Source organism: Sedimentitalea sp., assembly GCF_039973035.1.
Lineage (GTDB): Bacteria > Pseudomonadota > Alphaproteobacteria > Rhodobacterales > Rhodobacteraceae > Sedimentitalea.
Window position 1 is genome coordinate 72,625 of the sequence record NZ_JBDWLR010000106.1, and the last position, 22,540, is coordinate 95,164.

19 protein-coding genes are annotated in these 22,540 nt (G+C 62.3%); 16 read left to right on the top strand and 3 right to left on the bottom strand.

What is annotated here, in order from left to right:
* Positions 1-402: a PaaI family thioesterase gene (locus ABJO75_RS28465; protein ID WP_348195861.1), complete on the top strand. Its 402-nt coding sequence runs from the start codon at positions 1-3 to the stop codon at positions 400-402.
* Here the strand turns inward: ABJO75_RS28465 and ABJO75_RS28470 are convergent.
* Positions 391-1,746, bottom strand: a complete 1,356-nt coding sequence (locus ABJO75_RS28470) for a TetR family transcriptional regulator (protein ID WP_348195863.1) — start codon at positions 1,744-1,746, stop codon at positions 391-393. The genes ABJO75_RS28465 and ABJO75_RS28470 overlap by 12 nt on opposite strands.
* 138 nt (positions 1,747-1,884) lie before the next feature.
* Here ABJO75_RS28470 and ABJO75_RS28475 point away from each other — a divergent pair, with 138 nt between their 5' ends.
* The 5 genes from ABJO75_RS28475 to ABJO75_RS28495 all read left to right on the top strand — a co-directional run bounded on the left by ABJO75_RS28475 (position 1,885) and on the right by ABJO75_RS28495 (position 6,751).
* Positions 1,885-2,646, top strand: coding sequence for a glucose 1-dehydrogenase (locus ABJO75_RS28475; RefSeq protein WP_348195865.1), 762 nt, complete (start codon positions 1,885-1,887; stop codon positions 2,644-2,646).
* Between the two features lie 114 nt (positions 2,647-2,760).
* Entirely contained in the window at positions 2,761-4,698 is a 1,938-nt protein-coding gene (locus tag ABJO75_RS28480; protein ID WP_348195867.1) for an AMP-binding protein, read from the top strand.
* Complete coding sequence (locus ABJO75_RS28485; protein ID WP_348195868.1) at positions 4,695-5,549, top strand: SDR family oxidoreductase; 855 nt, start codon at positions 4,695-4,697, stop codon at positions 5,547-5,549. The genes ABJO75_RS28480 and ABJO75_RS28485 overlap by 4 nt, the downstream gene beginning before the upstream one ends.
* Positions 5,533-6,273 (top strand): helix-turn-helix domain-containing protein, encoded by a 741-nt coding sequence (locus ABJO75_RS28490; RefSeq protein WP_348195870.1) that lies wholly within the window; start codon positions 5,533-5,535, stop codon positions 6,271-6,273. Before ABJO75_RS28485 ends, ABJO75_RS28490 begins: the two co-directional genes overlap by 17 nt.
* A 22-nt stretch (positions 6,274-6,295) precedes the next feature.
* Positions 6,296-6,751: a PaaI family thioesterase gene (locus ABJO75_RS28495; RefSeq protein ID WP_348195871.1), complete on the top strand. Its 456-nt coding sequence runs from the start codon at positions 6,296-6,298 to the stop codon at positions 6,749-6,751.
* Positions 6,752-6,832: 81 nt separating this feature from the next.
* Here the strand turns inward: ABJO75_RS28495 and ABJO75_RS28500 are convergent, their stop codons facing one another.
* Positions 6,833-8,353 (bottom strand): AMP-binding protein, encoded by a 1,521-nt coding sequence (locus ABJO75_RS28500; protein ID WP_348195873.1) that lies wholly within the window; start codon positions 8,351-8,353, stop codon positions 6,833-6,835.
* A 27-nt stretch (positions 8,354-8,380) separates the two neighbouring features.
* On the bottom strand, positions 8,381-10,414 hold the full coding sequence (locus ABJO75_RS28505) for an NADPH-dependent 2,4-dienoyl-CoA reductase (RefSeq protein ID WP_348202945.1): 2,034 nt from the start codon (positions 10,412-10,414) through the stop codon (positions 8,381-8,383).
* 96 nt (positions 10,415-10,510) lie between these two features.
* Here ABJO75_RS28505 and ABJO75_RS28510 point away from each other — a divergent pair, with 96 nt between their 5' ends.
* The 10 genes from ABJO75_RS28510 to ABJO75_RS28555 are packed head-to-tail and all read left to right on the top strand — an operon-like array spanning position 10,511 to position 22,530.
* Positions 10,511-11,692: an acyl-CoA dehydrogenase family protein gene (locus ABJO75_RS28510; protein ID WP_348195876.1), complete on the top strand. Its 1,182-nt coding sequence runs from the start codon at positions 10,511-10,513 to the stop codon at positions 11,690-11,692.
* Positions 11,689-12,468, top strand: a complete 780-nt coding sequence (locus tag ABJO75_RS28515) for an enoyl-CoA hydratase/isomerase family protein (RefSeq protein WP_348195878.1) — start codon at positions 11,689-11,691, stop codon at positions 12,466-12,468. The genes ABJO75_RS28510 and ABJO75_RS28515 overlap by 4 nt, the downstream gene beginning before the upstream one ends.
* A gap of 10 nt (positions 12,469-12,478) precedes the next feature.
* Positions 12,479-13,639: an acyl-CoA dehydrogenase family protein gene (locus tag ABJO75_RS28520; RefSeq protein WP_348195880.1), complete on the top strand. Its 1,161-nt coding sequence runs from the start codon at positions 12,479-12,481 to the stop codon at positions 13,637-13,639.
* Between the two features lie 26 nt (positions 13,640-13,665).
* Complete coding sequence (locus ABJO75_RS28525; protein ID WP_348195881.1) at positions 13,666-15,057, top strand: AMP-binding protein; 1,392 nt, start codon at positions 13,666-13,668, stop codon at positions 15,055-15,057.
* On the top strand, positions 15,054-16,661 hold the full coding sequence (locus ABJO75_RS28530; protein WP_348195882.1) for a carboxyl transferase domain-containing protein: 1,608 nt from the start codon (positions 15,054-15,056) through the stop codon (positions 16,659-16,661). The genes ABJO75_RS28525 and ABJO75_RS28530 overlap by 4 nt, the downstream gene beginning before the upstream one ends.
* A 10-nt stretch (positions 16,662-16,671) precedes the next feature.
* A complete protein-coding gene (locus ABJO75_RS28535; protein ID WP_348195884.1) occupies positions 16,672-18,678 on the top strand; it encodes a biotin carboxylase N-terminal domain-containing protein in 2,007 nt (668 codons plus the stop codon).
* A gap of 4 nt (positions 18,679-18,682) precedes the next feature.
* The gene (locus ABJO75_RS28540; protein WP_348195885.1) at positions 18,683-19,642 is read left to right on the top strand and encodes a hydroxymethylglutaryl-CoA lyase; all 960 of its coding nucleotides are present in this window, start codon (positions 18,683-18,685) and stop codon (positions 19,640-19,642) included.
* A 12-nt stretch (positions 19,643-19,654) separates the two neighbouring features.
* Complete coding sequence (locus tag ABJO75_RS28545) at positions 19,655-20,569, top strand: SDR family NAD(P)-dependent oxidoreductase (protein ID WP_348195887.1); 915 nt, start codon at positions 19,655-19,657, stop codon at positions 20,567-20,569.
* Positions 20,569-21,363 (top strand): citryl-CoA lyase, encoded by a 795-nt coding sequence (locus tag ABJO75_RS28550; protein ID WP_348195889.1) that lies wholly within the window; start codon positions 20,569-20,571, stop codon positions 21,361-21,363. Before ABJO75_RS28545 ends, ABJO75_RS28550 begins: the two co-directional genes overlap by 1 nt.
* A 3-nt stretch (positions 21,364-21,366) precedes the next feature.
* Positions 21,367-22,530 carry an acyl-CoA dehydrogenase family protein gene (locus ABJO75_RS28555; protein WP_348195891.1) on the top strand — a complete coding sequence of 388 codons (1,164 nt, stop codon included), beginning with the start codon at positions 21,367-21,369 and terminating at the stop codon, positions 22,528-22,530.
* Positions 22,531-22,540: the final 10 nt, after the last annotated feature.

Consider the following 22,540-nt stretch of genomic DNA (forward strand, 5'->3'; position numbering starts at 1 on the left):
ATGGACCTGCAAGCCGTCAACATGAATGTTTTCCGGGTTCCGTTCTTCCGCTTTCTGAACTTTGATATTCTGGAAGTGGGCAAGTTCCATGCCAAAGCCGAGATGGCGTTTGATTCGCGCCATATCGGAAACCCGATTATGGAGCATTACCACGGGGGGATTATCGCCAGCTTCATGGAAGCCACAGCCGCCATTGCAGTCCAACCCGATTTCGCGGATGTGCCAGCCAAGCCGATCAACCTGACCGTCGACTACCTCAGACCTGGTGTGAAGGGACCGCTGACTGCGCAGGCGACCGTGACGCGGAAGGGATCGCGTATCGCAAGTGTAAGAGTACTGTCCTGGCAGGCAAGCCCGGAGAAATCCGTCGCCGAGGGCTTGTATCACTTCCTATTGGTCTGAGCCTTCGCGAGCGCGAAGTAAGCCGTTAGAGCTCCCCTCTCTAAGCGGTTGTTCCGCCTCGCTGATTCCGTTGAAAAGGAGCCTTACCAGCATGTCGGAAAACACGGACAGGGTGTGGTATCCTTCCAGTCCCGCTTTCCGTGGGTCGAACCATTCAACGGTCCAGTTCAAGGCTCCCAGCATGACCTGGCGCAGAGGAACGATCTGTATGTCCTTTCTCACAGCACCGCTTTGCTGCGCATCGGACAACATCTTGTCCCAAACAGCCGCGTATTCGTGACGGATAACCCGGTGCCTGCGACGAAGCTTCGTGGGCAACATTCCATAGCTACGGACATTTGCCGACGTGAACTCGCTGGCCCTGAATAGGAAATCCATATGAGCCGAAATGGCCGCCGATATTCTGGCACAATGATCGTTGGGCTCCCCGAACTGCTCAATGACGCGACTGACACCGACAAGTAGGTCGCTCAATCCGGTTTGCAACACCTCGTCTACTATCTTCTCTTTTGATTTGAAATGATAGTAGACGCTGCCCGCCTCCATATTTGCCTCAACAGCGATCTGGCGTATCGTCGTAGCCTTGTACCCCCTATCTCTCAAAACGCGCGCGGCCGCGCGCAGGACTTCGCTACGTGTCCTGGCCGCTTTTCCGTGGGGCTCGACCGGCTCCGGGAGGGCTATGACGTATGGCTTGGGGAGGCTACTTCCCGGACGACGCTTGTCGCACATTCCGTCCAGGATCAATCTGCTCATGCGTTCTGAGAGAATACTGACCGGATAACGTTTCACTTCGTACCATTCAACGGTCCAGTTCATCGCACTCAAGATGAATTGGCGGATGGGAGAAACTGAAATGTCTTTGCGCAATAGACCCTTGTCGCGGGCGTTCTGCAGGAATCCACCCCACAACTTAGCATATGAGCCGCGCAGTTCCCGGTGAGCGCGTCGTGCTTCCTCCGACAACATCGGGTAGTTTCGGATATTCGCAGACGTGAAGTCGCTATCTATCAAAAGGAAGGTCAGATGCGTGTCGACCAGTTTCGCGAAAGTTTCGCGGAAGGGTTCGTCATTTGCACCCGCACACCTAATTATCCTAGCCACCTCATTGTATAGACGCCGGACACCGATGTCGAGCACCACATCCAGTATCTTCTCTTTTGAGTCGAAATGGTAATAGATGCTCCCGGCTTCGATGTTCGCTTCACGTGCGATCTCCCGCATCGACGTCGAATTAAATCCCTCATAGCGGAATAGACGCGCTGCCGCGCGGAGGATTTCCTCGCGGGTCCTTTCCGCCTTGCTCTGAACGTCGCCGGCAAGGCATGCTTGAGGCGGCTGCATACACATATGGCTTACATAACAACTGGACAAAGGACTGTCTATTGCGATAAATCTAACGATTGTTAGAATATTGTTAAGCGCACCCTCTAGCTCAGCAGCTCTCACAAAGGTGCTCACAGAAGTAGGAAGGCAGCCCAAATGCATGGATTGAATGGCAAACGTGTCATTGTCACCGGAGGCGGAAGCGGCATTGGCCGCGCCGTTTGTCAACGGTTCGGCGAGGAAGGTTCAGAGGTCGCGGTGTTCGACCTGAACGAAGAAGGCGCACAGGAGACCGTCCGCCTGATCCGGGATGCGGGCGGCAAGGCCGTGGCTTTCAAGGTAGACATCACCGATCGCGCCCAGGTTGACAAGTCCGTTGCCGAGTTCGAGGCCGGAGGTCCGATAAGCGTCCTGGTGAACAACGCCGGATGGGACGTGATCAAGCCATTCCTCGATACAGACGCGGATCTCTGGAAAAAAATCATCGACATTAACCTCTACGGTCCGCTGAACATGCATCACGCGGTGCTTCCGGGCATGGTCAAGAATGGCGGCGGCCGCGTTGTCAACATCGCCTCCGACGCCGGCCGCGTCGGATCGTCGGGCGAGGCGGTTTATTCGGCCTGCAAAGGCGGCATCATCTCCTTTACCAAGACCGTGGCGCGGGAACTGGCGCGCAAAGGCGTTCAGCTGAACGCGGTTGCGCCGGGCCCGACCGATACGCCCCTCTTCGCCCAGGTCGCTCAGGGCGACGCTGGTGAAAAGATCGCGGAAGGCCTCAAGCGGGCCATTCCGATGAAGCGCCTGGCGCAGCCGAGCGATTACCCCGGAATAATCTGCTTCCTGGCTTCCGACGATGCAGGATTCATCACCGGCCAGGTGATTTCCGTTTCGGGCGGCTTGTCGATGCACGGTTGATCGAAAAATGAATACGTCCAATCAAGTGCCATCGCGGTCGAGGCGTGTCTAAGTATCCTCCCCAACTGGCCGCGCCTCAGGTGCGGCCTTTTTTTGTTTCATGCGAGGCAGAGAATGTTCCAACCGGACCCTGTTATTCAACGAGCAAGCACGCTCGCGGCGTTCATTGATGATTGTGGTGCGGGCAGTTACGAAGGTCTCGTCAAACGTGCCAACGCCGAACCGGAATGGTTCTGGGGCCGGATAATCGGCTATGCCGGCATCCGGTTCAATCGTCCCTATACGCAACTGCGGGATATATCCGCGGGACCAGATTCGATCCGATGGGCTGTCGGGGGTACCCTGAATCTGACAGAGACCTGTCTCGACGCCCGCATCGCGGGAAAACTTGGCGACAAGACCGCGATCGACTGGGTTGGCGAGGATGGAAGCCGCCGCCGCTGGACCTATGCCGAGCTTGCCGCCGAGGCCGCCCGCGTCGCATCGGCCCTTGCCGCTCGCGGGGTGGAGCCCGGACAGGCGGTAGGTATCTACATGCCGATGATTCCGGAAATCGAGGCGGCGCTTCTGGGCATCGCACGGTTGGGCGCCGTGGCGGTGCCGCTGTTCTCCGGTTTTGCCGCGCACGCCATCGCCACCCGTCTGAACGATGCCCGTGCCGTTGCGGTGCTGACGGCAGATGCGACGCCCCGGCGGGGAAAACCCGTCTGGATGGAGGAGACGCTGGCCGAAGCCCTGAAGGAGGTGCCACTTGTCCATACCGTGCTCAGCCTGCGGCGGTTCGGCGGCATAGTGGCCGATCCAGTCCGCGATCTCGACTGGCAGGAGACCGTCGGCAAAGCTGACGCGAGGCGTCCCGCCCATCCGGTAGACGCCGATGCGCCCCTGCTTATCGCCTACACCTCGGGTACGACTGGCAAGCCCAAGGGCGTGGTTCATACCCATCTCGGTGTCCAGGCCAAGGCCACGGCCGACTTCTTGCTGTGCCTCGACATGAAACGCGACGATCGTCATTTGTGGATGACTGACATGGGCTGGGTGATGGGGCCACTCACGCTTCTGTCGGTGTTGCTTTCGGGCGCCACGCTGGCGCTCGCCGAGGGTGCGCCCTCGATGCCGGACGACCCCTTCCGGCTGCTGCGCCTAGCCTCGGAGATGGGCGTCACCCACCTTGGCGTCGCCCCCACGCTGGTGCGGCAGTTCATGACTCAGGATCCCGGGCCACTTTCCGGCTACGACCTTTCGCCGTTACGCATCGTCGCCTCGACCGGCGAACCTTGGACCGATGACGCCTGGCTGTGGCATCTCGACCATATCTGCCGCCGCCGCGCGGTACCGCTCAACATTTCAGGCGGGACCGAGTTGTTCGGCGCGATCCTGACTTCAACCGTATTGCACGAGGTCAAACCCGGTGGATTCTCTGCTCAAGCACTGGGGGTCGGCGCAAAAGTGCTGCGCGTGGACGGAAGCGAAGCCGCGCCGGGCGAGGTTGGCGAACTGGTCGTGACCCAACCGCCGATCGGGCTGACACCGACCATTTGGGGAGACCGGGAACGCTATCTCGAAACCTACTGGTCTACCTTCCCCGGCATCTGGCGGCACGGCGACTGGGTGCGCCGCGATCCGGATGGCACATGGTATATCCTCGGCCGCTCGGACGATACGTTGAACATTGCCGGCAAGCGCATCGGCCCGCCCGAGATCGAGGCGGCGCTGACCGAGACGGGGAAGGTGGTGGACGCGGCGGCCATCGCTGCCCCGGACGATCTGAAAGGCGTGGCGGTGGTCTGCGTCTGCGTCGCGTCGCCCGGTGTGTTGCCCGACGCGGCACTAGTGGAGCAGCTCAAGGACCGCGTGGGAGAGATCGTTTCCAAGCCCTTCCGCCCGCGCGAGATCCATTTCGTCGAGGCGCTTCCCAAGACCCGCAGCATGAAGACGATGCGCCGGCTCGTGCGCGCCGCTTTTCTGGGCGAGGATCCGGGCGACCTGTCCTCTGTCAGCAACCCCGAGACGATGGAAGCCATCGCCGCCCTGCGAAAGGACAGATCATGATTACCGTCTTCGGAGCAACCGGCACCACCGGCGTCCCCCTTGTCGATACGCTATTGGCCAAGGGCGCGAAAGTGCGCGCCGTCACCAGCGACCCGGCCAAGCTCGACGCGCTCAAGGCCAAGGGGTGCGAAGCCGTCGTTGCCGATTTCACTGATCCCGCTGCGCTGAATCGTGCCTGTTTAACGGCTGAACGGATCTATTTGGTGACACCCGCGCACCGGCACATGCGCCGCTGGAAGGCCGATACGATCGAAGCGGCGAAGGCGGCAGGGGTGCGCCACGTCGTTCTGGCCACCGGACTTGGTGCCTCGCCCAAAGCCAGGCTGACCTTTGGCATGTGGCATTCGGAAACCCAGGAACTGCTGAAGGAAAGCGGCCTCGACTGGACCTTTGTTCAACCGACCTATTTCATGCAAAACCTGTTGTGGCAGGCCGGAAACATCGCAAGGGACGGGGTTTATTACGACGATCTGGGGGGGCCTGTGGCCTGGATCGATGCCCGCGACATTGCTGACGTCGCGGCCGATGCGCTGACCGGCGCGGGGCATGAAGGCAAGTCCTATGGCCTGACCGGTCCCGAGGCCCTGTCTGGAGAAGAGATTGCGGCAATTCTGTCGGAAGCGACGGGTCGGCAGGTCGCTTGCGCGCCCCTGTCCGCCGAGGACGCCAAGGCGGCAAAGATCGCCGGCGGGATGCAGGACGAGGTCGCCGCGGCCATGGTGGAACTGGCCTCGATCGCACCCAAGGGTTACCTCGCCGGCATCGAGACCACGGTGAGCGACGTGCTTGGACACCCGGCGCGCCGTCTTGCCGATTTCGTGACCGAGAACAGGCATGCCTTCACCGGATGAGGCGGCGCCCGCGCCGCTTTATCTCGAGCTCGCACCGCCGCCCGGGGGGGCCACCCCGGTCGACCACATGTTCGTCTTCCGCGATTGGGGTCATCTCACGGGACATGGCAGCGGCCGTTTTGCCACGGATCTCTTCACGCTTTCCTTCGCTTTCGACCCGCTTCTGGGGAAGAATGCCCTCCCCCGCCCGACCCTCACGCCACCCCGCCCCGCGTTCAGCCCGCGGATCGCGCCCTTCCGGGGAGTGTCGGCAGGGCTGCGACTCGCTTCCGCGCCCGAACGGCTTCCGCCCGAGGCATCTCTCGTCGAACTGGCCGGTTTCCTGCACGACTTTACCACCGGCAACGAGCCTCTTGTTCCGCTTGTAGCCGCGCTTGACCGGCTTGCCTGCGAACTTGGCTTCCCTGCGATCGGCACGGCGCCTACCAGCGCTCGCAGCGAGAGGCGCAGCATCCGGATGGCAACGGGCATGTCGCGCCGTCGGCTAGCCGCAACCCGTCGATTTCGTCATCTACTGGGCGGGCTTGCCAAACACGCACAACCCCTGGGCGAATTGGCGCTCGACACCGGCTACTACGACCAGTCGCACATGTCGGCCGCCTGCCGCGCCTTCGCCGGGAAGCCCCCCGGCGCGATTCGCCTTCAGGCAGCAGCACCATCCGATGGCCGTTTTTTCCAAGATAACAGGTTGAATAGCCGGTTAAGACTGATCATCGATCGCTGAAAAAGGGAGTGCAAGACAGTCTATGCCGGAATTCGAACCGAAGAATCCTGACTATGACGCGCGCGTGCGCGACAGTTTCGAGCGCCAGAAGGTGATGCAAACGCTGGGGATCGGTATTGCCGGACTCTCGCCCGGTCGTATCGTGCTGGAGATGGTACATAATGATGCCTTGACTCAACAGCACGGATTTCTGCACGCCGGGATCGTGTCGACCGCGCTCGACAGTGCCTGCGGCTATGCGGCCTTCTCTCTGATGCCCGCCGAGGCCGCGGTGCTGACTGTGGAATTCAAGATCAACCTGCTCAACCCGGCAGACGGCGAGCGGTTTCGATTCGTCGCGGATGTGGTCAAACCGGGGCGCACCCTGACGATCTGCGAGGCGCGCGCCTTTGCGGTGAAGGGCGGGGACGAAAGGCTCGTCGCCGCGATGACCGGAACGCTGATGGCCCTTGTCGGGCGGACGGGCGTGGCCGGATAAGGCTGCAAGCCGCTTGGTCGGTTGACGGCCGGTCGATCGGCTGCCCGGAGCTTCAACTCCGGTTCTCCCGCCGGCGGCCTCTCAGTTCGTCAACCGGCTTTCCAGGATGTGGCGCTGGATCTTGCCGCTCGTCGAGCGCGGAAAATCCTCGAATGCGATGAACTGGAACTCGCGCGGTCGCTTGTAGCCCGCTAGCTTCTCGCGGCATAACTGCATCAACTCTTCGGCGCCCGGTCCATCGTTGCCGCATGCGACAAACGCAACGGGGCTTTCACCCCATTTCGCATCGAGCGCCCGCACAACCGCTGCATCGACCACACCTGGATGCGCAAGCAGCACACGCTCGATTTCAGCTGGATAGACGTTCTCGCCGCCGGTCTTGATCAGGTATTTCACCCGGTCCACGAAATCGATTGTACCATCGCGGTTTCGGCGGAACAGATCGCCCATATGAAAGAAACCGTTGCGGAAGTCGCTGACGTTGGTGTCGTCGGCATTCCAGTATCCTGAAAACAGGGTCGGTCCACGCAACGCCATTTCGCCGGGCGATCCGATCGGGACGTCACGATCCTCGGGATCCACCAGTCGAACCTCGCAAAATGCGCTGATCCGTTTGGACAATGTCTCGGGCGCGACACCGGGGGCGATCAGATCGGCGGTGCCCGGCGGCAGACCGGTTTCTGTGGCTCCGAAGGAATTCAGATAGGGCGCACCGAGAAGACTCGTCAGTTCCGCGATCTGGTGCGGCGGCACCAGATCGGCCATCGCGCCGCAGACCTTGATCCCTTTCAACGGCAGTGGATTAGCGCGCCGTTCGGCGATGAAGGCCTCAAGCGCCCCGGGCATCATCACGAACCAGCCAATCCTGTGGCGTGACAGCGCCTCATTCATGACCGAGGGCTGCAGTCCATCCACCATCACCACAGTCCCGCCACGCAGAAGCGTCGCCAGCGCTTGATCGGTCGATGCCATGTGAAACATTGGCGCCCATGCGATGAAACCGTCATCGGGATCCAGCGCAAGCTGCGCCGCAAAGGCCATGGCACGCGCGATATGGGCACGGTGGCTGATTAGGGCGCCTTTCGGCAACCCGGTTGTTCCCGAGGTATAGAGTATCGTGAGGCCAGCCTCAGGATCATCCACCAGCGTGCCGGTGCGCGGGTCCGGGTTCGCCGAGGCCAGCGCCTGCTCCCATTCGGGTCCGATCTCCAGGCCGGGCAGATCCGACACTGCGCGAAAGGCATCACGCAATTCGGGTTCGACCACGGCCAGCACCGGTTCGACCAGTTCGATGCAATGCTTCAGCTCGGGCGCGGCGAGCCGCCAGTTCAGGCAGGCGACAATGGCGCCGATTCCCGCCGCCGCAAGTTCCAGCTCAAGATACTCGACGCGGTTATGCGACAGGATGGCGATCCTGTCGCCGGGCGCCACCCCTCGCGACAGAAGCACCGACGCCAAGCGATCCACACGGTCGACCAGTTCGCCATAGCTGCGGCGGGTCTCGCCATCCTCGACCGCAAGCGCGCCGTCCCTCCCCACCGCGCAGGTGCGGAAGACCGAGTACAGATCAGCGCGGCCCGCGCGCAGCACCTCAGGCAGCATCGCATCCTCCATTGTTACGGTGCCATCTCAGAAACTTTGAGCCAAGCGCACCCCTTCATCAATGGCGCGCAATGCATCGAGTTCGGCGGCTTCCTTGGCACCGCCGATCATTGTGACCGCAACGCCGCGCGATGCAAGCTCGTCGGCCAAGCTCCGCTCGGGTTCCTGGCCAGTGCACAATATGATGGTATCGGCGGCAATGACCCTTGGCTTGCCGTCCAAGAGGATATGCAGCCCGTCGTCGTCGATGCTGTCATAGACCACGCCGCACAAGGCCTCGACTCCATGCTTGCGCAGGGCGTTGCGCAGGATCCATCCCGTCGAGACGCCGAGCCCTGCACCGGGCTTCGAAGTCTTTCTCTGGAGCATGACAACTCTACGCCGCGAGGGTTTTGGCGCCAATGGATCGCTTACCAAGGAGCCCGGTGCGGCGAATTCCGGATCGACGCCCCATGTCGAGCAGAATGTTCCGGTGTTGTGGACCTCGGCTGGCTCGGTCACGAGGAACTCGGCTACGTCGTGCCCGATCCCGCCCGCGCCCATCACCGCAACAGTCTCGCCTGCGACGCGCGCGCCAGAGAGAATCTCGGCGTAGGTTGCGACACTGGGATGGTCTATGCCCGGCAGATCGGGAATGCGCGGGACCACCCCGGTCGCGATCACCACATGATCGAAACCCTCCAAATCATCGGCTTGCGCCCGCTGTCCCAGCCGCAGCTTTGCTCCGTGCTTTCTCATCTGACCAGCATAATAACGAAGGGTTTCGTTGAACTCGTCCTTACCCGGCGCCGCGCGCGCAAGGTTCAGTTGACCGCCAAGTTCGTCCGTAGCTTCGAAAAGCGTGACGTCATGGCCAAGCCGCGCCGCTTCGGCCGCCGCCGCCATTCCCGCGGCCCCGCCGCCGACAACCGCCACCTTCCTCGGCAATTCCGCGGGCGTGTCCCGGAATTCCGTTTCGCGCCCGGCTCGTGGATTGACGAGGCACCCGACCGGTCGGTCGGAGAATATGAAATCGAGACAGGCTTGGTTGCATGCAATGCAGGTATTGATTTCCTCGGCGCGGCCTTCGCGCACCTTCTTCACGAAAAGCGGATCCGCCAGGAATGGCCGAGCCATCGAGACCATATCCGCCTCACCGGAAACAATAATATCCTCCGCGATATCGGGAGTGTTGATGCGGTTCGAGGCCACTACCGGAATTGAAACCGCGGCCTTCACGTTGGCCGCGGCCTTTCGCCAGGCCCCCCGTGGCACGGGATAGGCTATGGTCGGTACACGCGCTTCGTGCCAGCCGATTCCGGTGTTCAGAATGTCGGCTCCTGCCTTCTCGATCTTCTGTGCCAGCGCTGCGATCTCCTCGGTCGGTGCCCCCTCTTCGATCAGGTCCGCGGCGGAGATCCGGTAGATGATCAGGAAATCCGGTCCGCAGGCCGCGCGAACGGCGCGCACGATCTCGACCGGAAAGCGATGCCGGTTCTCGACGCTTCCGCCCCAGTCATCCTCGCGTTTGTTCGTGTGCGTGACGGTGAACTCGTTGATGAGATAACCCTCGGAGCCCATGATCTCGACACCGTCGAATCCGGCAGCTTGAGCATTGGCAGCGGCTTCTGCGAAATCCAAGATTGTACGGCGGATATCTGCATCACTCATCTCGCGGGGCGTGTAACGATTGATCGGCGCGCGAATCGGCGACGGAGCAACGCAGTCTTCAATCTTTGCATATCGGCCGGCATGAAGAAGCTGCGCACAGATCAGGCTACCTTCGGCCTGGACTGCTTTGCAGATGGGACGCAGTTTCAGCGCCTCGTCCCGATCATCGATACGCGGACCGTCGGGATCAAATATTCCATCGGCATTGGGCGAAAAACCACCCGTGACCAAAATCGCCGCCTCGCCGCGGGCCCGCTCCGCATAAAAGGCAATCTGCCTGGCGATACCGTCAGGTTCGGTTTCAAGGCGCGTATGCATCGAGCCCATTATCACGCGATTGCGCAACGTCCTGCTGCCCGCGCTGATTGGTGAAAGCAGCGCCCCGTAGCCCGTTTCATCCAAAGACTTCATCATGCTCCCCTCCTTTGAAAACACCTCTTGCGCTGCATTCTAACGTTTGTTAGATTTTTTTAAAGAGGAATTCACCGCAATGGGAGGGCGGAGGGAATGCAGTTCCAGCCTACAGAGGACCAACAAGCGTTCCGCGAGACGGCGAAACGCTTTGCCACCGAAAAGCTGGCCCCCAGCTATCAGGAGCGGGCCGCCAAGCACGAATTCGACCGTGACCTGATCAGGGAAATGGGGGCGCTCGGCCTGATCGGCCCCGACCTGCCCGAGGAATTCGGCGGCTTGGGCGAAAGCTCTGTCACGTCGGGGCTGATCGTCGAAGAGATCGCCTATGCCGATTTCAACGCAAGTTACGTGCAGCTACTGGGATCGCTCATGGGCGGCATGGTCGCCAAGCACGCCTCGCGCGACATCGCGTCGGAATGGGTGCCCAAGGTGGTTTCGGGTGATGCCGTCATTGGTCTGGGCCTGACCGAGCCGCGCGGCGGTTCGGATGCGGCGAACCTGATTCTGAAGGCCGAGAAATCCGGAAACGGCTGGCGGCTGAACGGTGAAAAGACCTCCATGAGTTTTGCCAGCCAGGCCGATGCGGCGGTAGTCTTTGCCCGTACCGGCGATCCCAATGGCGGTTCGCGCGGGGTCAGCGCCTTCTTCATCGACCTGAACCAACCCGGCATCAAGCGCACGCATTTCGACGACATCGGCACCAAGCCCGTCGGGCGTGGATCGGTGTTCTTCGACGATGTCTTCGTGCCGGCCGAAAACATGATGGCCGAGCAGGACCGCGCCTTTGGCACCATCATGATGGGATTCGACTATTCCCGTGCGCTGATCGGTCTGGAATGCCTGGGCGCGGCGCAGGCTTCGGTGGACGAGACCTGGGCATATGTGCAGGAGCGCGAGGCGTTCGGCGCGCCGATCGTGCAGTATCAGGGCGTCAGCTTTCCGCTGGCCGAGGCGGAAACGCAACTGACCATGATGCGCCAGCTTTGCTACTACACGCTGGACCTGCGGGACCGCGGCCTGCCCCACACCTCCGAGGCAGCGATGTGCAAATGGTACCTGCCCAAGACCGCCTGCGAGATCCTGCACCAGTGTCTGATCCTGCACGGGCATTACGGCTATACCACAGACCTGCCGCATCATCAGCGCTACAACGACGTTCTGGGCCTTCAGATCGGCGACGGGACCGCGCAGATCCAAAAGCTGGTGATCGCCCGCGAGAAGGTCGGTCGCATGGCGTTGCAATATGACAAGAAGGCGAAGGGGTCCGCGAAATGAGCGATCCCGTCATCGTCAGCGCCGAGGGCAACGTCGGCATCATCGAACTGGCCCGCCCCGAGAAATTCAATTGCCTGTCACTTGAGGTGCATGAGCGCATATCTGCCGCACGTGCGGAATTTGAGGCGAACCCGGCTATTCGGGCGATCCTCATCCGGGCGCAAGGCAAGCACTTTTGCACCGGTGCCGATCTGGTGGAAGTGAAAGGCAAACTGAACGATCCCGCCGCGCTGGATCATTTCATCGCCTTCGGCATGAACAACCTGCGCGCGCTCGAAACCTCCTCCCTCCCAGTGGTCGTGGCGGTGCAGGGGTTGTGTCTGGCCGGCGGGATCGAACTGATGCTGTCCTGTGACGTGTGTTTCGCCGCCGAGACCGCCCAATTCGGCGATCAGCACGCGCAGTTCGGCCTGATCCCGGGCTGGGGTGGGTCACAGCGGCTGACGCGTCTGATGGGCCTGCGCCGTGCGCTGGACCTGATGTTCTCGGCCCGCTGGCTCAAGGCGGACGAGGCCAAGGATGCCGGCCTGGTCAACTACATCGTGCCGGATGCGGATCTGCATCAGGCCGCGCTGGAATACTGCCAGAAGATTGCCACCCGCTCGCGTCCCGGTATCGCCGAGATGAAGCGGCTGGCACGCGAAGGCGCGGATCTCGGCATCGACCAGCAAATGCGGCTGGAGCGTGACGCCGCCGTGCGCGCGTTGCCCAGCGATGACGTCGCCGAGGGGCTCGACGCGTTCGAGAACCGGCGCGCGCCCGAATTCAAGGCCTGAGGAAGAGACTATGGACTTCACTTTAAACGACGAACAGCGCCAGATTTACGAATACGGCGGCCAGTTGGCGCAGAAATACGACAATGCCTATTGGCTGGACCACGCGCGCAGGCACGAGTTCCCGCGGGAGATGTTCAAGCAGATTGCCGATGACGGCTTCCTGGGCATCATGGTGCCCGAGGAATACGGCGGCGCGGGCCTTGGCATGACCGAAATGGCCTTGTTCATGGAGGGCACCGCGAACCACGGCATTCCGCTTCTGATGATGGTGGTCGGGCCGACCATGTCGTTGGCCCATATCGCCAGCCACGGGAGCGAATTCCACAAGAAAGAGCTGCTGCCGGCGGCCTGCCGCGGCGATATCCAGTTCTGTTTCGCGATCACCGAACCGGGGGCCGGGTCGAACACGATGAAGGCCACCACGCTGGCCAAGCGCCGGGGCAACCGGTTCAGCCTGTCAGGCGAAAAGACCTTTATCACCGGGGCCGAGGTCTCGGACTATTGCCTGGTCGTGGCGCGGACCAAGCCGCATACCGAGGTCAGTCGCAAGACCGACGGCTTTACCCTGTTCGCCGTGGATCTGAAGAAAAAAGGTGTCGAAAAGCAGCGGGTGAAGATCTCGATCCCCCTGCCGGAGGAACAGTGGACGCTGTTCTTCGACGAGGTGGACCTGGGCCCGGAGGATGTGGTCGGCGAGGTCGACGAGGGCTTCTCGATCCTGTTCGACAGCCTCAACCCCGAACGCATCATCCTGGCCGCCCTGTGCTGCGGTATCGGGCGTTTCGCGCTGAACAAGGGGGTGAGCTACGCGTCCGAGCGCAATGTCTTTGGTCAGCCCATTGGCGCGCACCAAGGGGTGCAGCACCCGATGGCCAAGGCGCATACAGCGGTCGAGATGGCCAGCCTGATGACCCGCCGCGCGGCATGTGAGTTCGATAACAAGCTGCCGGCGGGGGCGTCGTCGAACATGGCGAAATACGCCGCCGCCGAGGCCGGGATCGAAGCGGTGGATGCCGCGCTTCAGGCGCATGGCGGATCGGGTTTCACCGAAGACACGGGGCTCTACGAGATGTACCCGCTGGTGCGTCTGCTGCGCACGGCGCCGGTGAACCGCGAACTGTGCCTGAGCTTCATCGGTGAAAAGGTCATGGGCATGCCGCGGTCTTATTGATCGCGCTGCACGTCACGGAGGATGACATGCAATTTGGAATGCGCTTCCGGCGGGAGGACGCCGCCGACAAGTTGAATGATCGTTTCTGGCACGAGATCGAGGGTAAGCCCCTGGACGAGGTCCGCCGCATTCAGGAAGAGCGGCTGCGCGATCAGATGGCCTATCTCAGGGCGAACTCGACCTTCTATCAGGAAAAGTTCGCCGCAGCCGGTGTGGAATTCGACGATATTCGTACCATCGAAGACCTGCGGAAGCTGCCCTATACCTACAAGACCGAGATCAGGGAGAGCCTTGCCGCCGAGCCGCCCTTTGGCAAGCATCGTGCCGCGCCCATGTCGGAGATCATCCAGATGCAGGCCTCGTCGGGCACCACAGGCAGTCCTTCATATGTGGCCCTGACAGAATCCGACGCCGAAATGTGGCACGAGATGACAGCGCGCTGTTTCTTTGCCAACGGCGTTCGGCCCGGCGACATGGTGCTGCATGCGTTTTCGCTGGCCAAGGGCTTTGTCGGCGGTATCCCGGTGATGCAGGGGTTGCAGTACATGGGCGCGATCGATGTGCCGGTGGGGGCGGATGGCGGTGCGGACCGCCTGTTGCGCGCCTGTGCCGACACGCGCCCGCGCTGTATCGTCGGCGCGCCGAATTTCGTTCTGCACCTGGCGGAAAAGGCGCCCGAGGTGCTGGGGTGCAAGGCCAGCGAACTGGGGGTCGAACATGTGATCGTCGGCGGAGAGCCCGGCGGCGGCATTCCCGCAATCCGCGCCAAGATCGAGGCCGCCTGGGGTGCGAAATGCACCGAAATGCTGGGCGGCACCGATCTGGGCGTGACCTACTGGGCCGAATGCGAGGAGCAGTCGGGCATGCATATGGTCAACATGGACTATATCATCACCGAATTGCTCGACCCTGACAGCGGCGAAATCATCCCCTGGGAAAAGGGGGCCGAAGGCGAGATGATCTATACCGCGATCGGCCGACAGGCGAGCCCGCTGGTGCGGTTCCGGTCTGGCGATTATATCGAAGTCATCGACACCGAATGCACCTGCGGCCGCACCGGGCCGAAGATCCGCTGCACCGGCCGCACCGACGACATGCTGATCGTGCGCGGGGCCAATGTCTTTCCGTCGGCCATCAACAGCGTCATCACCGAGATGGTGCCGGAGACCAATGGCGTCATGCGTATCGTGGCCGATTTCGAGGGTCACACAACGCAGGGCGCGCTGACGGTGATTGTCGAACGCGGCCCCGGCCGCGATCCGGCCGACGACGCCGCCCTCAAAAAGAAGATCGAGCAGCGGCTGCGCGACTCTTTGGTCTTCAAGGCCGACGTGCATCTGGTTGCGGCCGACACTTTCGAAAAACCCAGCGCCGCCAAGGTTGCCTTTGTTCTCAGGAAATACCCAGACCTGCCATGACACGAATGAAATCCCTACTCGATACCGGGTCCGACGACTTCCGGAAAAACGACGCGCGCTATCGCGAGAAGGTCGAAAAACTGCATGCGCTTCGGCTTCTGCAACGCGTCGGCGGCCCCGAAAAGGCGCGCGAACGGCATGTAAAAAAGGGCAAGATCCTGCCGCGCGAACGCATCGAGCGCCTGATCGACCCCGGCACGCCCTTCCTCGAGATCGGCGAGCTGGCCGGACTGAGAAAATACGATGGCGTGCCACCGGGCGCGGGTATCATCACCGGTATCGGCGTGATCGAGGGCCGCCAGTGCATGATCATCGCCAATGACGCCACTGTGAAGGGCGGCACCTATTTCGGCATGACCTCGCGCAAGCACGTCCGCGCCCAGAAGATTGCCTGGAAGAACCAGCTTCCGGTCATCACGCTGGTGGATTCCGGCGGTGCATTCCTTCCCGATCAGGAAAACATCTTCCCCGACGAAGGGCAGTTTGGGTCGATCTTTCACCAGCAGATCGGCATGTCCGGTGACGGGGTGCCGCAGATCGCCGTGGTCATGGGGCCCTGTACCGCTGGCGGTGCCTATATCCCGGCGCTCTGCGACGAGGTGGTAATCGTGCGCGGCCAGGGCTTCATGTATCTGGGCGGGCCAGAGCTGACCTTTGCCGCAACCGGCGAAAAGGTGGATGCCGAGGAGCTGGGCGGCGGCAAGATGCATTCGTCCGTCTCCGGTGTGACCGACCATCTGGCCGAGGATGACGCCCACGCCTTGGCCATCACGCGCGAGATCGTCAGCCATCTGGGCGAAAAGCCCAAGCCCCGCAAAACGCCCGAAGCGCCGCGTGCGCCCGCCTATCCGGTCGAGGAAATCTACGGCATCGTCAGCCGCGACCCCAAAGTGCCGACCGACAACCGCGAGATCGTAGCGCGGCTGGTGGATGACAGCGATTTCCACGAGTTCAAGCCGCTTTATGGCGATACGATCATGACCGGCTGGGGCCGTATTCATGGGCACGAAGTGGGCATTCTCGCCAATACCGGCGTGTTGTTCGTCGAAGCCGCGTTGAAGGCGACACATTTCATCAATCTTTGCGTCCAGCGCGATATTCCGCTGCTGTTCCTGGCCGATGTGAACGGCTTTATGGTGGGCCGCGAGGTCGAGCAGATGGGCATCGCCAAGGCCGGTGCCAAGATGATCACGGCCATGTCCTCGGCCCGGGTGCCGAAATTCACCATCATCACCGGCGGCTCTTACGGCGCGGGATACCTGGCGATGCTGGGGCGCCCGTTCCAGCCGGACGCGATGTTCGCCTGGCCGACGGGACGGTCGGCGATCATGGGGCCGGAACAAGCCGCCAGCGTCCTGGCGCAGGTCCGCGCGCAGATCAACGAACGCGAAGGCAAAAGCTGGACCCCCGAGGAGGAGGAAGCCTTCAAGGCGCCGATCCGCAAGGAATACGAAGATTTTCAAGGAGCCTATAATTTCGCCTCCAACCTTTGGATCGACAGCGTGATCGAGCCCTGTGAGACCCGTGACGTCATGGCGCTGATGCTGGATGTGACATCGCGCAGACCCAAGGTCGATACCAACTTCGGCGTGTTCAGGATGTGAGGAGCGAACCGTGAAAATCAAAACGCTTCTGATTGCCAACCGCGGCGAAATTGCCTGCCGGATCGCGCGCACCGCGCGGGCCAGCGGTATCACCCCTGTCGGCGTGCATTCGCAGGCCGACGCCAATGCCCTGCATGTGCGCGAGATCGGCAAATCTGTCTGTATCGGTGCCGGTCCTGCATCCGAGAGCTATCTGAAAATCGACGCGGTGATTGCCGCCGCGCAATCGGTGGGCGCGGATGCGATCCATCCCGGTTACGGCTTTCTGGCCGAAAACCCCGATTTCGCCCGCGCGGTCGAAGCCGCCGGTATGATCTTCATGGGGCCGACGCCGGAGACGCTGGAGCGTTTCGGCGACAAGGCCAGCGCCAAAGTGGCCGCCGTGGCTGCCGGCGTCCCGGTGATTTCGGGCGCCGAAGGCGCGCGGTCCGATCCGCAGCAAATTGCAGACGAGGTGCGCCAGATGGGCCTGCCGGTGCTGCTCAAGGCGGTCGGCGGCGGCGGCGGGCGCGGGCAGCGCCTGGTGACCGACGAGACCACGCTGATGGAGGATATCCAGGGCGCACTGCGCGAGGCGAAATCCACCTTCGGCTCCGAAGGGCTGCTGCTGGAACGGTTCCTGCCCGAGGCGCGCCATATCGAGGTGCAGATCGCCGGCGACGGCAAGGGCCACGTGGTGCACCTGTTCGAACGCGACTGCACGCTTCAGCGCCGCCACCAGAAGGTCATCGAGGAAGCGCCCGCTTGGGGTCTGCCGCGCACGCTTCTGGACGAGATCGCCCATGACGCGGTGCGTCTGGGCGAAACGCTGGACTATCGCGGCCTCGGCACTGTGGAATTTCTGGTCGCGGGGGACGAGTATTTCTTCCTTGAGGTAAATCCGCGCATTCAGGTGGAACACCCTGTCACCGAAGCGATCACCGGGCTGGACCTTGTCGCGCTTCACCTGCGCATCGCCGAAGGCGCGGGCCTGGGCCTGGCGCAGGATGACCTCAAGATCAACGGACACGCGGTCGAGGCGCGGCTTTACGCCGAAGACCCGGCGATGCAATTCGCCCCGTCGACCGGCACGCTCACCACGCTCAGCCTGCCATCGGGCCTGCGGATCGACAGCGGTGTCGAGGAAGGCGATGCGGTCACACCCTATTACGACCCGATGATCGCCAAGCTGATCGTCCACGCGCCCGACCGGGAAACCGCGTTGGCGCGTCTTGCCACGGCGCTTGATCATGTCGCGGTCGAAGGCGTCGAGACCAATCGCGCCTTTCTGACGGCGCTGGCGCGAAACCATGAATTCGAACGGATGCAGGTGCATACCCGCTGGATCGACGGCCGCATAGATCAGCTAACGCAACCGCCCGCGCTGGCCCGCCCCGTGCTGTGGAAAGCGGCGGCGGCGGTGCTGTTCGTGGCCGCGGGGCGGCGCGACACGGCGGCCGAGCCCTGGACCAACCGCGATACCTTCACCGGCTGGCGGCTGGGCCTGGGCGGCGACGCGCTGGAGGCGGGGCAGCGTGTGGCGTTGACCGATTCTGACGACAAGTCCGAGGAATTGCGCGTCGGTCCTGTCAAACCGGGTGCCAGATTCACCGTCTATTCGGAAAACGGCGAGGCGCTGACACTGTCGGCACGTGAAATCACGCCGGGCCGCTGGCGGCTGAGCGAAGGCGACACCGTCCACCTGATCGAAGCGCGGCTCCATGCCGGCGTAGTCGAGCTGGATACGCCCGAGGGACGGCTGGTTTTCCACCCCGCCGCGCCGCTCGACTTTGCCGGCGGCGACGCGGCCGCGGATCGCGCCGTAACCTCGCCGCTGACCGGCATGATCGTCGAGGTCAAGGTCACCAACGGCCAGATCGTGGCCGAGGGCGATGTCATCGCCGTCATGGAGTCCATGAAACTCGAGATCTCGATTCGCGCCGCGGCTGCCGGTACGGCCAACAACATCACCGTCTCGAATGGGGACATGGTCGACCGCGGCCAGGTCATCGCCGAGATCCTGCCACCCGAGGAGTGACCGCATGAGCGACTTTCCCAAATTCGTTGAATTCCGCGAGGAAGGCCCGCGCGAGGGTTTCCAGATCGAAAAGAAGATTTATCCGATCGAACAGCGGATCGAACTGATCGACATGCTCAGCGAGACAGGGCTGAAGCGTATCCAGGTGGGCAGTTTCGTCAGCCCCGAATTCGTGCCCCAGATGGCCGATACGGGCGAGCTGTTCCAGCGCATCAAGCGCAAGCCGGGCGTGAACTACACCTCGCTCTGGTTGAACGACAAGGGGTTTCGCAAGGCCCTGACGGCGCATGAGGTCGATATCGACCCGCGCCTGCTGTTCTACCCCTCCGAAGCCTTCGCGCAAGCCAACAACAACTGCTCCTCCGCCATAATGCGCGAGCGGCAGCGCGACTGGGTGCGCCTTTACAAGGAAGAGGGCTATGCCGTCGACGCGGCCTATGTGATGACCGCCTTCGGCTGCAACTACGAAGGCCCGATCCCGCAGGAACGCATTCTGGACGATTTCCGCTTTATCCTTGATCTGTGCGAGGAAGAGGACATCCCCGTGCCGATCCTCGTGATCGCCGACACCATGGGCTGGGGAAACCCCGAGGCGGTCAAGCGCATGATCGGCGCGTTGCGCGAAATGGCGCCCGAGGCCCGCATTGGCATGCACATCCACGACACCCGTGGCCTTGGCATCGCCAACGTCTATGCCGCCCTGTCGATGGGCGTGGACATGTTCGAAAGCTCGGTCGCCGGGCTTGGCGGCTGTCCCTTCGCGGGCCACGGCCATGCGCGGGCCGCCGGCAATGTCTGCACCGAGGACGCGGTGTTCCTGTGCCACGAAATGGGCATCGAGACGGGCATCGACCTGGACAAGCTGATCGCAGCGGCCGTCAAGGCCGAAGAGATTATCGGCGCACCACTAATGGGCCGGGTCATGCATTCAGGCGGTCTCGACAATTACCGCAAGGCAAGCTGAGGGAGGACGAAGATGGCGAAGGCACTTGACGGAAAGGTGGTCCTTGTCACCGGCGCCGGCGGCGGCATCGGACGCGACATCGCCCTAATGGCGGCGGCGGAAGGCGCCGCGGTGGTAGTGAACGACCTGGGCGCGTCGCTGAAGGGCACCGGCCAGACCGAGACCGCGGCCCAGAAGGTCGTAGAGGAAATCAAGGCCGCAGGCGGCGACGCGATCGCCGATGGCGGCAACGTCACCGATCCCGACGCCGCACGCGCGATGATCGAAGCCGGGGTCAAGGAATTCGGCCGCATCGACGCGGTGGTGAACAACGCCGGCATCCTGCGCGACGGGTTCTTTCACAAGATGACCTATGAGGATTTCGACGCGGTGGTGAAGGTCCATCTTTACGGCTCTTTCAACACCAGCCGCGCGGCGGCCGACTATTTCCGCGAACAGGAAAGCGGCGCGCTGGTGCACATGACCTCGACCTCGGGTCTGATCGGCAATTACGCCCAGGCGAACTACGCCGCCGCCAAGCTCGGTATCGCGGCCTTCTCCAAGTCGGTCGCGCTGGACCTCAAGCGCTGGAACGTGCGGTCGAACTGTATCGCTCCCTTCGCCTGGAGCCGGATGATCTCGTCGATCAAGACCGACACGCCCGAACAGAAGGCGCGCGTCGAGAAGATCAAGGAAATGACCCCGGCCAAGGTCGCGCCGATGGCCTGTTTCCTGATGAGCGACCGCTCCGTCGACGTCACGGGACAGATCTTCGCGGTGCGCAAGAACGAGATCTTCCTGTTCAACCAGCCCCGCCCGGTGCGGTCGGTCCATTCCGGTGATGGCTGGACCGCCGATGAAATCGCCGAGCGCGCCATTCCCGCGCTCAAATCGCAATTCACGCCGCTCGAGGTTTCGGCGGATGTTTTTTCGTGGGATCCGGTCTGATGGGAAAACGCAAGGAAAAGATCAGCTCGAAAATCGGCTGGAGCACGCCCGACCAGATCAACGTGCGCGGGCTCGACCTGCCCAACGAAATCCTCGGCCACATGAACCTCGGCGATCTGGCGTTTCTGCAACTGACGGGCCGCAAGGCCACGCCCGAGGAAAGCCGGGTCTTCAACGCCATCGTCATCACGCTGGTGGAACATGGCATCACGCCCTCTGCCCTGGCCGCGCGGATGACCTATATGGGCGCGCCGGAATCGCTTCAGGCCGCCGTTGCGGCCGGGCTGTGCGGATTGGGCACAGTCTTTGTCGGCTCGATGGAAGGCGCATCGAAGATGCTCTACGAGGCGCTGCCCCAGGACAAGCTGGGCACCAGCGCCGATCTGGACGCGATCGCCGTCGAGACCGTCGAGAAGTTCCGTGCCAGGAAGGCCATCGTGCCGGGTCTGGGCCATCCGGTCCACAAGCCCGTCGACCCGCGCGCGCCGCGTCTGTTCCAGATCGCGGCCGAGAACGGCAAGTCGGGCGAGTACATCGCGCTGATCCAGAAGATTCAAGCCGTGGCCGAGGAGAAATCGGGCAAGATGCTGCCGATCAACGCCACCGGCGCGATCGGCGCGATCTGCTGCGAATTCGGCTTCCCGTGGAAGATCGTGCGCGGCTTTGGCGTGATGGCGAGGGCGATCGGTCTGGTCGGTCACATCCTCGAAGAGAGCGAAAACCCGATTTCCTACGAGCTTTGGCAGCGTGCCGAGCAGGAAATTCTTGAAACGTCGGGTCCGGGAGCGAAGTAACCAATGCAGACGTCAGCCCCAGACACTCACACCGATCTGCGCGACGCCGTGCGCGCACTCTGCGCGCAGTTTCCGCCAGAATATCATCGCAAGTTCGGCGAAAACGAAACCTACCCCGAGGAGTTTGTCGATGCGCTGACCCGCGAGGGGTGGCTGGCCGCGATGATCCCCGAGGAATACGGCGGTTCGGGTCTGGGGCTGACCGAGGCCTCGATCATTATGGAAGAGGTGAACCGCTGCGGCGGCAATGCGGGCCATTGTCACGGGCAAATGTACAATATGGGCACGCTTCTCAGACACGGTTCGGAGGAGCAGAAGCAGAAATTCCTGCCCGGCATCGCCAGCGGCGCGTTGCGCTTGCAATCCATGGCCGTGACCGAGCCGACCACCGGGACCGATACCACCAAACTGAAGACCACGGCGGTCAAAAAGGGTGACCGCTATGTGATCAACGGCCAGAAGGTCTGGATCAGCCGCATCCAGCATTCCGACCTGATGATCCTGCTGGCACGCACCACGCCGCTGAACGAGGTCAAGAAAAGGTCGCAGGGCCTGTCGATCTTTATGGTCGATTTGAGAGAGGCCATCGGCAAAGGCATGGAGGTCCGCCCCATCGCCAATATGCCCGGCCACGAAACCAATGAGGTGTTCTTCGACAACCTAGAAATCCCCGCCGAGAACCTGATCGGCACCGAGGGGCGCGGGTTTTACCACATTCTTGACGGTCTGAATGCCGAACGGACCCTTATTGCGGCGGAATGCATCGGCGATGGCTATTGGTTCGTGGATAAGGCCCGCGTCTATGCCGGCGACCGCGTGGTCTTTGACCGTCCCATCGGCCAGAACCAGGGCGTGCAGTTTCCCATCGCCAGATCCTATGTGAACATCGAGGCCGCCAACCTGATGCGCTTTGAGGCCTGCAGACGGTTCGATGCCGGGCTGGATTGCGGGGCGCAGGCGAATATGGCCAAGCTGCTGGCCTCGGAGGCCAGCTGGGAAGCGGCCAATGCCTGCATCCAGACCCATGGCGGCTTTGGTTTCGCGCGGGAATATGATGTGGAGCGAAAGTTCCGCGAGGCCCGGCTGTATCAGGTGGCCCCGATTTCGACCAACCTGATCCTGTCCTATGTCGGCGAGCATATCCTGGGTATGCCGCGATCCTTCTGAGGCGGGGACC